The following is a 15,452-nucleotide window of genomic DNA, read 5'->3' on the forward strand; positions in this document are numbered from 1 at the left end:
CCCCACCGGAAAGGGTGTCAACAACAATCCGGAGCGAGCGCGCTAATGCCCTTGATGCCAAGCGGTTATCTCGTCGGACACGCGCCGTCTGTAGGCGGCGATGATCCGACGGAAAACACTGGGCTGGGTGCCCTGCTGTCGCCAGTGTGTCTCGATGCGCTGCACAGCCACAACCCCGCGCAATGCCGATGCGACAAAGACAGCGTCGGCGTCCAACAGCAACTTCCAGGAGATGACCCGCTCTCGGCAGCGAATTCCCAATGTGTGGGCGATCTCGATGACCAATCCGCGTGTGATTCCGGCCAACGTCCCCTGATCGAGCCGCGGCGTGAGGATTTCTCCGCCACTGATGAGGAAGATCGATGACGCCGCGCCATCGGCGATTCGTCCGGCGGTGTTGAGGACCAATGCTTCATCGAAGTTGTGGCGGCGCGCCGTGGCTCCGGCGAAGATGTAGGGAAAATAGGCCAGCGTCTTGACGCCGGCGCCGGGGAAGGTCGGCTCCAGCCGCCAGGGAGCGACCCAAAGCCGCAACCCGCGGCGCGGATAGTGGGGATGCGCGCGCAGGCGCACAATGCGCGATGGGGCGACCGACGACATCGCGGAGCCGCGCGTCCAATAGCAGTTGATCACCGCCTCGCGCTCCGCCGCGTGTTTCAACGCCCGGGTCACCGAACGGCGCCAGCGCTCCTGCTCTGTCGCCGGATCATCGTCCAGATCCAGTAGCGGCGCGGTCCGACACAGGCGTTCCAGATGCCGATCAAGAAAGAGCGGACAACCCTGATGGACACGGATCGTCTCGAAAAGCCCCCAGCCATAGCGGAAGGCCCAGTCATCGATGGAAATCATCGCCCGATCGGCGGGCACCATTCGGTCGTTAACGAGCGCGAGTTCCGCCATGACCGGCCACCTCGATATCTGATGACTGCGTGATCCGACGCGGCGCCAGCGCCGCCACCAGCGGGGCGATCTTGATGAGCGATTCCTGGTGCTCCGCGTCGATGTCGGAGTCGGCGACAATCCCTCCGCCGCCGTAGAGACGGATCCGGTCGCCGACCTGCACCGCCGTGCGGATCGCGAGGGCGAAATCCGCGTCCCCGCGCGCGTCCACCCAGCCGTAGGCGCCGCAGTAGACGCCGCGCGCGATCAATTCGCGCTCGCCGAGTATCTCGACCGCGCGGCGCTTCGGCGCGCCGGTGATCGAGCCGCCGGGAAAGGTCGCCTTCATGACATCCACCCAGGTCGTCTCCGGCGGCAACTGGGCGGTGACGGTCGACTCCAGATGCCACACCGAGGGAGTCCCGCGCACCCGGGCCAGCATCTCGGTGCGCACACTGCCGATCGCGGCGATCCGTCCGAGGTCGTTGCGCTCCAGATCGGTGATCATCAAAAGTTCGGCCCGATCCTTGGCGCTGGACAGCAGCGCCCGCCGCGCCTGACGATCAAGGCGGGCGTCGAACCGACGCGCCGTGGTCCCTTTGATCGGACGTGTCTCGATCAGACATCCGGTCTTCTTCCAGAATCTCTCGGGGGACGCAGCGATGATTGCCAGGCCGGGGAACTCCAGCAGGGCGTTGAAGGGCGCCGGCGCATGACGGCGAATGGATGCGAAATTCTCCGGGGGCGTGCTTCCGGTATGCAGATCGAATCCCTGCGTGTAATTGGCCTGGTAGATGTCGCCAGCGGCGATCAGCTCGAGGATCTCTGCGACATGACGGCAATATGTGGCCCGGTCCGTCAACGGGTTGACCAGTCGCTGCGCGGCGGGGTGAATCATGCTGGTCCGACCGGGTCTTCCCGCGGGCAGTGGCTCGCTGCCACTGAAGATCAGAAACTGAATGTCGGGCACCTGAAGCCAGTCGCCGATGGCCGGCTGCGGGCGCGGCAGACTTAACCACTCATAGCCGGCCTCGTAAGCGATGTACCCATACATGACCCCGGCCGCGCCTCTGCGGGATAGTTCGGCAAAGCGCCCGTGCAGGACCGCCAGCGGATCGCCTGTGCCGCATTCCATCCGGTCGGTGGCGGGATTGCGAAAACTCCAACGTCCCTGCTGGGCGACAAAGTGCCCGACACACCGACCACCCAACGATCCGTCGTGCCGCATGCCGGAACGCGGCCAGTTGTTCTCCAGACGCGCGCTGAGCGGTTCGTTCCGGGGGCGGAGAATGTCTGTGGCGGCAGTCATGATTCGGCGGCAGAGCATACAGCGAAGCCGGCGGGCTCACAAGCCCCCCGCGCCCCGTTCTTGTGCCGCGGGCCCGAAATCGGTGCGGCACCTTTCGCCGGTGGGCCGTCCGGACTTGCCGTATTTGGCGGGGGTTCCGTACGGTTGTCCTCCAAGTTCACGATGCAACTCGTTTTAAAGCAATCGCTTACGTATTGGCGGCCGCGGTTTCCGGGGGCGATTACTCGATTTTCGTCGTATAATCGATGGGAACGGAACGGCCATTGCTTGGTATTATTTCGACAGGAAGTGCCGATGGTCCTTCAACAAGTGAGGTAGACCTTGGATACCGCCAAAGCCATTGACCACGCGCTCATGCGACGCGTCCAGAAGGACGAGTACGAGGCGTTCGAGGAATTGGTGGATCGGTACAAAACGCGTCTGGTCAGTCTCATCTACCGGATGCTGAACGACCAGAACGAGGCCGAAGATCTGGTGCAGGAGACGTTCCTGCGCGTCTGGACCCACCGTCAGGACTACGATTTCTCGTACTGTCTGTCGACCTGGATCTACACGATCGCGCTGAACCTGGCCAAGAACGAGCTGCGCAAGCGGCGCAAGTTCAAATTTTTCAGCCTGCTGGATATGACCGAGAAGGGGCTGGAGTTGCCCGATCCGAAGATGGGCCCCTCGGCATTGGGGCACATGCTCGAGGGCGCGATCGGCAAGCTGCCGTCGAAGTACAAAGAAGCGTTTCTGCTGCGCGATGTCGAACAACTGCCCTATGAGGAAGTCGCGCAGATTCTGGGCGTGCCGTTGGGAACCGTCAAGTCGCGCGTCAATCGCGCCCGTGCGGTCCTGAAGGATGAACTCAAACCCAAACTGGAGCAATCCCGTGCGTTGTCGCAAGGCTCGTTGGTACCTGTCCGCGCGTTGTGACGGGACCCTCTCGGAACGCCAGCGTCTCCGGTTGGAGGCGCACTTGGCGTCCTGCGATGAGTGCCGCCGCGAGGCGTTTTACTTCGGCGAGATCGGCGCGCTGACCACCAAGGTCGAGGCGCGGAGCGTGCGTCCCGATTTCGACCTGCGTCTGAAAGCGGCGATCCGTCGCGCCGAAGAGCAGCAGGCCCATCCCACCCCCTGGTGGGTGCGCGCCGAGTCGTTCCTGATGCGTCCCGCCCTGGCGGCCGCGACGGTGATGGTGCTGGGCATTGGCGGATTGGTTTCCTGGAATCTGCTGGCCGGTCATTCGGTTCCGATGGCCAAATCCTCCGGCGTGGGCGATCCCGTCAGCCGCGACCATGGTCTGGCAAACCGCCCGTGGGAAACTCCTCAAGACTCCGGCCGCCTGATCCCGGTCGATCTGACCGAAGCGCGTGTGCTGGAGGACCGCTACCGCCAGGTCGGCGAGTGGCCGCGCGATTACATCATGGAATACGACCGTCTCGATGCCGCCGGCTCGACGGATTCGGCCACCCGGTACGTGTTGCCGATCATCTCGACCGATCAAGTCACGAAAAAGGAGATGTATTGACCCCTTGCTGAATGGTTTTTTCTCTCGACGGCCGTCCCCGGACGGCCGTTTTTTTGTCGGGATTGGGGTCGTCCCCGGACCGGCTCAGGGGTACAAGTGACAGAGGCCACAGACGGGACTGCGGCCGTGCGAACGGTTGACGGAGGTCTGCCCATCGATCCTTGCGTGAGATTAAGTCGATGACGAAGCCCCAGATGATCCATAAGGCGTGTGCGCTCGCCGTGGCGGTATTCTGCGCGGGTTGGGCGGTCGCCCCATCGGTCGGCGCGCAGACCAGTCCGCGTCCGGGCAGCCTGCTTGTCGCGCTCGAGGCGGAGGTGCGCGGCCTGGTCGATGCGGCGGCGCCGTCGGTGGTGACCATCCGCTCGGCCTGCAAGAACTCCGGAACGCCGTCGCACCCCGGACCGAGCGCGTTGTCGATCGGCTCCGGCGTGATCATGGACACGCTTGGACGCATTCTTACCAGTGCGCGGGTGGTGGAGAACGCCGACGAGCACTGGGTCGAAACGTTCGATGAACGCATCTTCCCGGCCTCGCTTTTGGGCATCAGCGGCGACATCGCCGTGTTGCAGATTGACGCCGCCGGCCTCCAGCCGGCGTCCTTTGGCGATGCCGCCGATCTTGATGTGGGCTCATTTGTAGCGGCGATCGGCAACTCCTATGGATTCTCCGGCGGGCTGGCCTGGGGAGAAGTGAATGGGTTCCGTCCCGACGGCACCATTCAGCTGTCGGTGGGCGTCTCGCCCGGCAGTTCCGGCGGCGCTATCGTCGACACGCGCGGACGGGTCGTCGGGTTGATCAAAGCGAAGATTTCCGAATCATACTACCTCGATGTGCCCGGGGGCACGGGCAAAACCTCTTACTCGCCCCGTCGGCTCGAATTGCCGACCTCGGCGGTGTCGCTGGCGTTGCCGATTGGCACCGTGTTGCGGCTGGCCCGCAACGTGACCGAAACCGGCGGTGCGCCGGCGTATGTGGGCGTCTATGTCGAGGACCTGACCGGCTGGCAGGCGGAGCACTACAAGACCAAGCAGGGTGTATTGGTCATTGGCGTTGTGGGCGGCTCGCCGGCCGAGCGCTATGGGATTGCGACCGGCGACATCATTCGCACGGTCGGCTCCGAGACGGTGGAGTCGGTCCGTCGCTTCCGTCAGGTCATTGTGCAATCGCAACCGGGCGAGCGGCTGACGTTTGGGCTTTTGCGTGACGGGCGTCCGCTTAAAGTCACACTCGAAGCGGCGCGCGCCGAATTGCCCGATTTGACCTCGCCTATTGATGTGACGCCGGTGACCGCGCCGCGGCCGATTCCTCTCATTACGGAAGAACCAGTGCCCGATCCTGGCGCGATGACCGCCAGTCTCGGCGCCGTGCCGACCTCGGCAGTGCCGCCGCGGCCGGCCACCGACGATCTGGAAGCGCGGGTGCGCTTGCTGGAAAGCGTCGTGGACTCGCTGCTGCGTGAAATCGACGCGCTGCGCCGTCAACCGTAGCCCGGACAACCGGTTGTCCCCCCATATCGGTCTCTGTTGCCGTCGGCGGTAATTGACGATATTGTGAGGCCGTCACTCCGTCCCCCCAGGCGTGACAGGTGATGCGGCTGTCATGCGCAAGCTTATCACCATACCGCTGTGGTTTGTGGCGTTTGTGTTGGCGCTGGCGGTCGGAGTCTATGTCTGGCTGACCCAGTCATCCTGGCTTAAGCATCAGCTGGAAACGCAGATCAATCAGGCGCTGGGCGCCTCGACGCAACTGACGCTATCGGTCGGCGACATGTCCGGTGATCTCTACTCCGGCGTCGTCTTCACCGATCTGATGCTGACAACCCGTCGGGCCGAGGTTGTCGACACGTTGGCACAGGTGGGACGGATCACCGTCGATTATGACCTGCGCGACCTGTTGCCCGATCAGCGCCGCATCCGTTCGGTGGCGATTGAGCGACTGCGTCTCCAGGTGCCGCGCGACTCGATTGAGTCGATTTTCCGCAAGGCGAAAACCGAGGTCGCCGAACGCGCCCGGCTGGAGGGCGCGCTGGAGCTGTCGGTCGAGTCGCTGAGTCTGCGCGACGGCATCATCTACCGCATCGGCGAACCCGAGCCGCTGGCCGATTCGGTGCGGGTCGATGCTTCCTTCCACGCCGCCGGCGGCCGGTGGACAGTCGCGATTGCGCCGTCGTCGGCATGGACCACCTGGGTCGGTCCGGTGACCTTCGAAGGACTGATCTCCTCCGGCGAAGGCGCCTGGCGGTTTGATTCGTTGTCGGTGGCCACCGGCAAATCCTCGTTCGTCCTCGTGGGCACCCTGAACAATCTGCAGATTCGCTCGGCGCGCCTGGATCTCGAGGAGTTGACGCAGTCGACAAACCTCGGCCTCGAAGGCGTGCTGGCCGTCGCCGGCAACGTGAGCGCGGACACCAAACGCAAGAGCGTGTCCGGCGCGCTGGAGCTGACCGGCACATTCGAAGGGTACGAGCTTGATGGCCTGCGCCTGCGCTTCGTGGCCGATTCCAGCGGCGTGACCGGCGACTCGGTGCACGGCGTGGTCTGCGGGGCGCGTTTCGATGGCCGGGCGCGGTTTGTCTGGTCGGTCAAGCCGGAGCGCTGGGAGTTCCGCGGTCGTGTGGAGCGATTCGACCTGAATCGCTTTGCCAGGGGCACGCTGCCCACCCTGCTGTCCGGTCAGGTCGACATCAACGCGGTCGGCACCACCGACGCGGATTTGCGCATTCGCGCCGACGTTCGACTGGGTCCGGGGCATATCGATTCCATCTACTTCCAATCGGCGGATGGATCGTTGGGCGCGACGGTTGATTCGCTCCTGGTTGGCGAGGACTTCGCCGTCATGATCAACGGCGCCTCGCTGGTTGGCGGCGGCACGATGGCTTTCGCCGACTCGGTCGATTTGTTTGCCGCCATCAACGTCGATGATTTGAGGCCCTTTGATCGCATGGTGTTTGTCGACTCGCTGGCCGGGCGCGCCGACGGATACGCCTATCTCTCCGGTCTGACCAGCGACCCCGACCTGGCTGCCTTCATCAACTCGGATTCGCTGCGCCTGTTCGATCTGCGCACCGATCAGTTCGAGGCGCGTTTCTTTGTCCCGCATTTCCTCTCCAATCCGGGCGGGCAGGTGGATGCCCGCTGGGGTCGGGCTTCGACCTGGGGCATCGAGACCGACTCCATCGACTTGCATGCCACGCTGGCCGGACGGCGCATCGATATCGAGTGGGCGCGCTGGTATTCGCCGCTGGTTGATATCGAGGGCTCCGGCACGCTGGATTGGTCGGCGGATACCATCCCGCTGGACCTTTACCCGCTGACCCTGCGCTGGGAGAACCAGACCTATTCGGCCTCGAACGATGTCCGCATGGTGATCGATTCGGCCGGCTTCCGCTTCAACCAGTTTCAGTTCGAGGGGCCGCTGGGGATCTTCAGCGCCTCCGGGCGAATGAACTTCGACAACTCGATGGCGCTGGATTTCGAGCTGGATCGCTTTCGCATCGAGCGGGTCTGGAACCGGTTCTTTCCGAACTGGCAACTGGATGGCATCATCGCCGCGCGCGGCCAGCTCAACGGCACCTTTAAGTCACCGCAGATCGAGATGGCCGGCGACGTCAGCGAGTTGACCTTCGAGGGGGAGGAGCTCGGCGCACTGGAGGGGAATGTCTCCTACCGCGACCGGGTGTTGACCGTGGAGTCGGCCCAGTTGGAGAACCGCTACTTCCAGGCCGAGGCCGCGGGCACCTTCCCGCTGGACCTGCGGTTCGAGAAGGTCGAACAACGGGTGCTCAATACGGCGCCGTTCGCGGGACGGCTCCATGTGGCCGGCGACAATCTTGACCCCATCAATCGCTTTCTGCCGCAGACCATCGAGTCGGTGCGGGGCGACTTCGCCATCCGCGCCGCCGTGACCGGCACACCGCTCGCGCCGCGCTTCTCGGGCGAGGCCACGCTGGCGCGCGGCACCATCAAGGCCATCGAAATCCTCAATCCGCTCGAGGATGTCTTCATCGATGTCGCCCTGCGGCAGGACACGGTCGTGGTGCGCAAGGTGACCGCGGTCATGCGCGACCGCGAGTTGTCGGGGACTGTCGACGTCAAGGGCACCGTGCGCATCGAGTCGGTCAAGTCGTTCGACTACGATCTGGCTGTGACCGGACGCGGGGTCCCGGCGCGGATGGAGTTCAAGGACTTCTTCGTGCTCAGCGACTTTGACCTCGCCGTGCGCGGCGCGACCCCGCCCAAAGTGACCGGGACCGCCCGCCCCAGACGCATCGAGGATCGCGAGCCCTTCACGGAGACCGAGGCGCGTCCGGTCTTCGACACCACACTCTGGGACTGGGACATCGCAATCGAGCTTCCGCAGGGCGGGTATGTCCTGCGCAACGATCAGGTCGAGGCGGAATTGTCGGCCAACCTGCGCCTGATGCGCGACCGCGGGGTCCCCAGTTACATCGGCACCGCCGAATTCGTCCGCGGCAAGATTTACCTGTTCGACAAGACCGGACGGATCAAGCGCGGCACGCTGACTTTCGATGACCCGCTGAAGGCCGATCCGCAACTGGACATCGACGTCGGTTTCCGCATCCAGCAGCCGCGGGTGGCGGCTCGCACCGAGACGTCGTCCAGTCCGGTGGTCGATCTGAATCTGCATGTTTCCGGACGCGCCTCCGAGCCGCTCATCCAGCCTGAGGCGCCTTATTCCGAGCAGGATGTCCTGCTCCTGCTGGCGGCCAACACCACCGCGGTCGGCGGCGGTGATTCCCTGGCGGTTTCCGACCCGCTGGCCGACCGTCTCAAGTTCGCGGCGACCGGGCTGGTGTTCTCCGAAGTGCAGCGCGTGGCGGCGCGCAAACTGGGGCTGGAGACGCTGGAAATCAACTCGGGCGACAATCCCTTCGATGCGTCCATCACCGTCGGGCGGTACTTCACGCCGCAGCTTTATCTCTACGGCACCAGCCCGATCGACGCCGGAGCCGGGCAGGAAGTCGGTTTTGAGTACCGTCTGAATCGGCACATGTTTTTCGAAGGCAACCGTGACAAGAACAACCTGTACCGTCTGAACCTGCACTTCAACTGGGAATATTGAACCGAATGCGACGCGCAGGGGCGATGGCCGTGGCGGCGTTGGCGCTGCTGGGCGTTTGGCCGGCGGCGAACGCGCGCGCCGATGACATCCAGGATGATCTGCGCCAGTGGCGCCGGCGGCGTCCGCCGGTGGCCCGCATCGATATTGACGGCAACACGGCTTACTCCGACAAGGACATCCGGTCGTTCATGCAGATCCGCACGCCCGGATTCCTGCATAAGCTGGGGCTGCGCAACCGTCCGCTGCTTCTGACCGGCGCGGAGGAACGCGACGAAGCGGCGATCCGCCGCGCTTACCGGCAGGCGGGGTACTGGGACGCGACGGCCGCCATCAGTGCCGCGCCCGATCCCGATGACCAGCGCGCCGTGGTCACGGTCTTCATCACCGAAAACCGCCGCTATCACTGGGGCCATGTGTCGCTGCGCGGCGATGACACGACGCTGGCGGCGCGTGCGCGGGCGTACCTGCGCGACCTGCCCCGCGGCGCCCCGGCCGACTCGCTGTTTCTGGAATACACCGCCGCGCGCGTGCGCGCGCTTTGCGCCGACCACGGCCACCCCAAAGCCGCGGTGGCTCTCGATGTCGCCCGACGCGGCGATGACACGTTGGATGTCGTCATCGACCTGAAAAGCGGTCCCGCCGTCTATCTCGGCGAATTGACGATTTCCGGCGCCAAAATCACCCGGGATGCATACATCCGTCGGGAGGCCTACTGGCAACCCGGCGAGATGTACTCGCAACGGCGGCTCGCCTGGCGTCAGCAGGATGTCTACGCCACGGGGCTTTTCACCTTTGTCCATCTCGATCCGGTGGCGACCGACTCGCTGCGATCTCCCGACTCGCAGTTCACCGATTTTCAGATGCGCGTGGTCGAACGCAAGCCATCGTTCATCGGCTTCCGCACCGGCGCGGGGCAGGATCCCAACCGCGATCTGACTTGGGACTATGCCTTTGAATGGGGCTCGCGCAATTGGCGGGGGACCGGGCGCCAGTGGTCGTTGACCGCGCGCTCCGGTTTCGTTGTGGTCACCGACTGGGAAGTGCTGCACCACCGCTTCGCCGCCAAGTACACCGAGCCCTGGCCCTTTGGGGTGCGTTTGCCGACCACGCTGACGCTGGCCTACGAGCCCGGTGTGCACTCTTCGGTGCAGGAGTACCGGATTGAGCGCATGGAGGGCGAACTGAACGTGACCCGCCGCATCGGGCGCAAGATGCGCTGGTGGTCCTCTCTGGTCTATGAGCGGGTCAAAATCTACGACATCCCCGCGGACCGCATCGAAGATTATCTCGAGGAGCAGGGCATCAGCGTGCGCCGGCGCTGGCGCGCGGCGATCGAACGCGACAGCCGGCCCAACCTCTTTGTGCCGACCAGCGGCGCCCGCACCCGTCTGGATGCCGAATACGTCGGCGGCATCCTCGGCGGCGCCGAGGATTTCTACAAGATTGACGCTTCCTGGTCGCGCTATCAGACCATCAGCGCCCCCACCGTCTTTGCCAGCCGTGTGCGTCTGGCCTGGATCAAGCCGCACTCGGAGGGGGACTTTGTGCCCACCAGCGACCGCTTCTATCTGGGCGGCGCCAGCTCGATTCGCGGCTACGCCGAAAACACCGTCGGCCCCAAGGACTCGACCGGCGTTCCGATCGGCGGGCAGGTGGTGATGCTGGCCAACCTGGAGATGCGCACGCCGATGAGTTCGAAGTTTTGGTTCTCGATCTTCCTGGACGCGGGAAACAACTTTGCGCGCTTCCGTGATGCCAGCGTCGGCGACATGCTGGTCTCGCTGGGAGTCGGGATCCAGTACATCGCGCCGGTGGGCCCCTTGCGGCTGGACTATGCCCGCCGCGCGGTGCATCCAAAATACGCTCCGTCCGACCGCGTCCACCTGTCGATTCTGTTCGCGTTCTGACGCGTGAAACTATTTTTGCCGCGGCGACAACAACCGCCATGCCGCCAGCGTACTGTCTCCGTATCCGCCCGGCGGAAGGATCACTCATGACCACAGCGCCTGTTATCTGCCTGACCATGCGGGGACGCCCCTTCGATGCGAAGCGGACCTCGCCGACGCCCTATGCTTATGAATGGCTGCCGAATTCCTATGGGGCCGCGATCACGCGCGCCGGCGGCGTGCCGGTTTTTCTGTCCAACGAGATGGACCCCGATGCGGTGCGGGAAGTCCTGCGCCGGGTCGATGGCCTGTTTCTTACCGGCGGGGAGGACGTCGATCCGGTGCACTACGGTGAGCGCGACGAGGTCGGCAATGTCGAAGTCTACGCCGAGCGCGACCGTGTCGAGCTGGCGGCGGTGGCCGTCGCCGATGAACTCGGCCTGCCGATCCTGGGCGTCTGCCGCGGGGTTCAGGTGCTGAATGTCGCGCGCGGCGGCACGTTGTATCAGGATTTGGACAAGCAACTCGATGGCGCGCCGCGCGATCATTCCCGCGGCGGCACCGGGATGTTTGTGCAAACGCACGAGGTCGAAGTGACGCCCGGCTGCCGTCTGGAACAACTTCTTGGCGCGCGCCGCCTCCAGGGCGCGACCAGTCACCATCAGGCGGTCAAGACGCCCGGACGCGATCTGGTGGCGGTGGCGCATTCTCCCGAAGATGGCATCATCGAGGCGGTCGAACAGCCGGGCGAGCGGTTTGTCGTTGGCGTGCAATGGCATCCGGAAGTGCGCGCGGAGGATGCAACGACTCAACGGCTCTTCCGTTCATTTGTCGAGGCGGCCGCGGCATATCGGAAGCGGCAATTGTAACGTATCTTGGTAGTCTATGCGAACCATCTTCTGCGATCACAATAGCACCACCCGGACCGATCCGCGCGTGGCCGCGGCGATGCAGGAAGTCGCTGTTGAGCACTTCGCCAATCCCTCTTCGTCGCACCGTATGGGTCAGGCGGCGCGGGTGCGCCTCGATGAGGCGCGCGCGCGGATCGCCGCGCTCCTGGGCGCCAAGCCCTCGGAGATTGTCTTCACCGCCTCCGGCAGTGAAGCGGACAACCTCGCCATCCTGGGCTCGCTCCTGTCAACCGAGGCCCGCGGCAAGCACTTTGTGACCGTCGCCTCCGAGCATCCGGCGATCACCGCCACCGCCGGCTGGGCGCAGGCGCATGGCTTCGAAACGACCATCGTGCCTGTCGACTCGCTGGGCCGAATCGATCCTGCGGAGTTCGCGCGGACGTTGCGTCCCGACACGCAGATCGCCTCGGTGATGCTGGCCAACAATGAAGTCGGCACCGTCCACCCGATCGCCGATCTGGCACAAATCGCCCGCGCGCGCGGTGTTGTCTTCCACACCGACGCGGTGCAGGCCTATGGCAAGATTCCGGTGAATGTGAATGAGCTCGGTGTGGACTTGCTCTCGCTGTCGTCGCATAAGTTCTATGGCCCGAAAGGTGTGGGCATCCTCTATGTCCGGCAGGGGACACGTCTGGCGCCGATCCTCTTCGGCGGCGGGCAGGAACAGGGACGTCGTCCCGGCACCGAGAATGTCCCCGGCGCGGTCGGCACCGCGCTGGCCATGCAAATTGCCGCCGAGGAGCCGCAGGAGATCCGCCGTGTCGGCAAACTCGCCGATGAGTTCCGCAAGTTGATCAGCCAGAAGATCGAGGACATCATGATCTTCGGCGACCCGGAGCGCCGTCTGCCGAACACCGTCGCGGTCGGCTTCGGCGGGGTCGAGGGCGAGTCGCTGGCGATCGCGCTTGATCTGCGCGGCATCTGTGTTTCGACCGGCTCGGCCTGCCACTCCGGCGCGCATGAGCCGTCGCATGTGCTCCGGGCCATGGCCGCCCCCCGGCATTATGCCCTCGGCGCCATCCGGTTCTCCTTTGGACGCGACAGTAAGCCCGACGACCCCGCGCTGATCGCCGCCGCCGCCGCCGAGGAAGTCGCGCGGTTGCGCGCGCTGTCTCCGGCGCATGCCTGACCGATCCCCGGACCGTGTCCATGACACTTGCCCCTGAGATGAACGAGGCGCTGATCGATTCCCGCTGGCGCGGCCGGCGCGTCGCGGTGGCGATGTCGGGCGGTGTGGATTCCTCGGTGGCCGCAGTGCTCCTGAAAGAGGCCGGCTGCGACGTGGTCGGCATCACAATGAAACTCTGGGACTACGACGCGGTCGGGGGCGACACGCGCAAGGACGGCGCCTGCTGCACGCTCGAGGCGTTCATGGATGCCCGCGCCGTCTGCGCGCGGCTGGGTGTGCCGCACTACACGCTCAACCTGACCGACGCGTTTGAAGACACGGTGATACGGTACTTCGTCGACGAGTATCGACGGGCGCGCACGCCGAACCCGTGTGTGGTCTGCAATATCGAAATCAAGTGGGCGGCCCTATGGAAGAAGGCGCAGGCCATCGGCTGCGAGGCGATCGCCACCGGGCATTATGCGCGTCTGGCGCAGGAGGGCGATGCGGTGATCCTGCGGCGCGGCCTGGACGCGTCGCGCGACCAGACTTACTTCCTCTGGGGTGTGCCGCGGTCCTATTTCGCCCGCACCATTTTCCCGCTGGGCCCGTTGGTCAAGCCGCAGGTGCGCGGATTGGCGGCGGCGCATGGCCTCGGCAACGCCGAAAAGCCGGAGAGCCGCGACATCTGTTTTGTCGCCGACGATGACTTGCCGCGGTTTCTCGCCGAGCGCGCCCAGCGCGACGGCGTGGGCAACACCCCGGGCCCGTTTGTCGACAAGCACGGCAATGTGGTCGGGCAGCATCCGGGGTTTGAATCGCTGACCATCGGCCAGCGGCGCGGGCTGGGTGTCGCGCTGGGCAAGCGCCAGTATGTGACCGATATCGATCCCGCGTCGGCGTCGGTGGTGCTCGGCGATGATGCCGATTTGTGGCGGCGCACCTGCGAAGTGTCGGCGGTCAACTGGCTCGGTCCGGCGCCGACCGAACCGTTCGAGGCGATGGTGCAGATTCGCTACCGCCATGAAGCCGCGGCGGCGCAGGTGGCCCCGCAGGGGCGGTCGCTGACGATCACCTTTCGTGACCCACAACGAGCCATGACGCCCGGCCAGTCGGCGGTCATCTACGATCCCGCCAACGAGCGCCTGCTCGGCGGCGGCGTGATTGAGTTTGTGCCGCGGCGTTGACGGCGTCGCCTTCTGTCATCATCACAGCGCCTGTGCCATCGCGGCAACGTGGACTTGCTGCGTGGTTGGCGCGAGGCCGGACAAACAAAGATTCCAAGGCCATCATCGCGCGGCGTTGCCGCGGGATGATGGCCTTGGGATGACGGGGTGAGATACTGCTGGGCATGCGGAGAGGCGTGTGCAATACGCCACTACATGCGTTTGATGCCAACGAGGGCTATGATGATGGAGGCGAACAGGCCCGGGAAGATGGGCTCGAGACCGAGCGGGTAGGCGCCGGTCAGCCAGTGGATCGTTACCCAGGCGAGGGATGCTGCGCCGGGGATGGCCATCCAGACCACAACGAAACTTTGCGAAAAATGGAAGCGCTGCTCGCGAAACGTGGAGAGCACCGGCAAAAGCAGCATCGGCACACCAATCGAGCCGAGATTCTTCCAGATGCCAATCACTGATTGGGTTCCCAGCGCCAATGCCACCGCGAGCAGGGCCGACACCAGAAGCGCCCAGCGCGTCGAGGTCTGCACCGCCTGATCGGTCATGGCCCGCAACCGCGACATCACATCGCGCCCCAGCGCCACCGCCGCGAGAAACATATAGGAATCAACTGTCGATATCACAGTCGCGATCAGCCCAACGAAAAAGAGTCCCAGCACGCCGGGTGGCAGCACCTGCGCCGCCAGCGCCGGATAGGACATCGTGGGATTTTCCAGCATCGGCAACGCCGCCCGCACATACAGGCCGGTGGTCGTGGTCATGAAGTCAAAAAGAATCCAGAAACCGATCGACCAATAAATGCCGCGGGTTGCGGTTGTCTCATTGCGGGCGGCGTAGCAGCGCTGGTAGAACGCCGGTTCGACCAGTGTCGCGGTGGCGATGAAGTACCAGGAGATGATGTACCACCAGGAATTGCCGCCGCTGGCGGTCAGGTGCGCCGCCGGCAGATTGGCCTTGAGGAAACTCCAGCCGCCATATTCGCCGATCGCAAACGGCAGGATGAGCGCAAACCCCCCGAACATGCAGACAAACTGCAGGAGGTCGGCACGGATTGCCGAACGGAACCCGCCGATGAAGAGGTACATAATTGACAGCCCGGCCCCGACGGCCGCGCCCGCCCACAACGGCCAGCCCAGCAGCAACCGTCCGAAATCGCCCAGCATCAGGACATAGGCCGCCGGCACGGTCATGATGAAGACGACTGCGGCCCCCAAGAGTCCGGGGCCGCGTCCATACGCCTGCCCGAGATGGTCGGGCAGCGAGATGAAGTGCGTGCGCCGCGCCTTGCGCGCCAGAAACAGCGCGAACACCAGCGCCCAGAGATAGTAGGGAAGGCCGAATACGAGCCAGTTGGAGACACCGTACAGGTAGGAATACTCGCCGACGCCGAGAATGCCGCCGTACCAGGTCGACACCAGCGAGGCCACAAACGCCGGCAGCGTCAATGTCCGTCCGCCGATCAGATAGTCGGTGGCGTCCCCGCGGCGCGTCCTGTGCGCGCGCCCGAATCCCAGGTACGCCTGCAGGATGAAAAACGCAATGATCAGCGCGCCGTCGAGCGGATGAAGTCGCAGCATGAG

At 64.7% G+C, this 15,452-nt stretch carries 11 protein-coding genes; 8 read left to right on the forward strand and 3 right to left on the reverse strand.

What is annotated here, in order from left to right; translation table 11 throughout:
* Positions 1-42: 42 nt before the first annotated feature.
* Positions 43-900: an aminotransferase class IV gene (locus VNN55_11960; GenBank protein HWO58270.1), complete on the reverse strand. Its 858-nt coding sequence runs from the start codon at positions 898-900 to the stop codon at positions 43-45.
* Positions 878-2,188, reverse strand: a complete 1,311-nt coding sequence (locus VNN55_11965) for an anthranilate synthase component I family protein (protein HWO58271.1) — start codon at positions 2,186-2,188, stop codon at positions 878-880. The genes VNN55_11960 and VNN55_11965 overlap by 23 nt, the downstream gene beginning before the upstream one ends.
* Positions 2,189-2,509: 321 nt before the next feature.
* Here VNN55_11965 and VNN55_11970 point away from each other — a divergent pair, with 321 nt between their 5' ends.
* The 8 genes from VNN55_11970 to mnmA all read left to right on the forward strand — a co-directional run bounded on the left by VNN55_11970 (position 2,510) and on the right by mnmA (position 13,878).
* Positions 2,510-3,106, forward strand: coding sequence for a sigma-70 family RNA polymerase sigma factor (locus tag VNN55_11970; GenBank protein ID HWO58272.1), 597 nt, complete (start codon positions 2,510-2,512; stop codon positions 3,104-3,106).
* Positions 3,063-3,701 carry a zf-HC2 domain-containing protein gene (locus VNN55_11975; GenBank protein ID HWO58273.1) on the forward strand — a complete coding sequence of 213 codons (639 nt, stop codon included), beginning with the start codon at positions 3,063-3,065 and terminating at the stop codon, positions 3,699-3,701. Before VNN55_11970 ends, VNN55_11975 begins: the two co-directional genes overlap by 44 nt.
* 179 nt (positions 3,702-3,880) lie before the next feature.
* Positions 3,881-5,191 (forward strand): S1C family serine protease, encoded by a 1,311-nt coding sequence (locus tag VNN55_11980; GenBank protein HWO58274.1) that lies wholly within the window; start codon positions 3,881-3,883, stop codon positions 5,189-5,191.
* 112 nt (positions 5,192-5,303) lie between these two features.
* Positions 5,304-8,786: a translocation/assembly module TamB domain-containing protein gene (locus tag VNN55_11985; protein HWO58275.1), complete on the forward strand. Its 3,483-nt coding sequence runs from the start codon at positions 5,304-5,306 to the stop codon at positions 8,784-8,786.
* 5 nt (positions 8,787-8,791) lie between these two features.
* On the forward strand, positions 8,792-10,693 hold the full coding sequence (locus VNN55_11990; protein ID HWO58276.1) for a BamA/TamA family outer membrane protein: 1,902 nt from the start codon (positions 8,792-8,794) through the stop codon (positions 10,691-10,693).
* An 86-nt stretch (positions 10,694-10,779) separates the two neighbouring features.
* Complete coding sequence (locus tag VNN55_11995; GenBank protein HWO58277.1) at positions 10,780-11,541, forward strand: gamma-glutamyl-gamma-aminobutyrate hydrolase family protein; 762 nt, start codon at positions 10,780-10,782, stop codon at positions 11,539-11,541.
* A 16-nt stretch (positions 11,542-11,557) separates the two neighbouring features.
* The gene (locus tag VNN55_12000) at positions 11,558-12,712 is read left to right on the forward strand and encodes a cysteine desulfurase family protein (protein ID HWO58278.1); all 1,155 of its coding nucleotides are present in this window, start codon (positions 11,558-11,560) and stop codon (positions 12,710-12,712) included.
* A gap of 20 nt (positions 12,713-12,732) precedes the next feature.
* Positions 12,733-13,878 carry a tRNA 2-thiouridine(34) synthase MnmA gene (gene mnmA / locus VNN55_12005; protein ID HWO58279.1) on the forward strand — a complete coding sequence of 382 codons (1,146 nt, stop codon included), beginning with the start codon at positions 12,733-12,735 and terminating at the stop codon, positions 13,876-13,878.
* A gap of 191 nt (positions 13,879-14,069) precedes the next feature.
* Here mnmA and VNN55_12010 read toward each other — a convergent pair whose 3' ends face one another.
* On the reverse strand, positions 14,070-15,449 hold the full coding sequence (locus tag VNN55_12010; protein ID HWO58280.1) for a sodium:solute symporter family protein: 1,380 nt from the start codon (positions 15,447-15,449) through the stop codon (positions 14,070-14,072).
* Positions 15,450-15,452 lie beyond the last annotated feature (3 nt).

The sequence above is a fragment of the bacterium genome (assembly GCA_035559435.1).
In the GTDB taxonomy this organism is placed as follows: Bacteria; Zixibacteria; MSB-5A5; order WJJR01; family WJJR01; genus JACQFV01.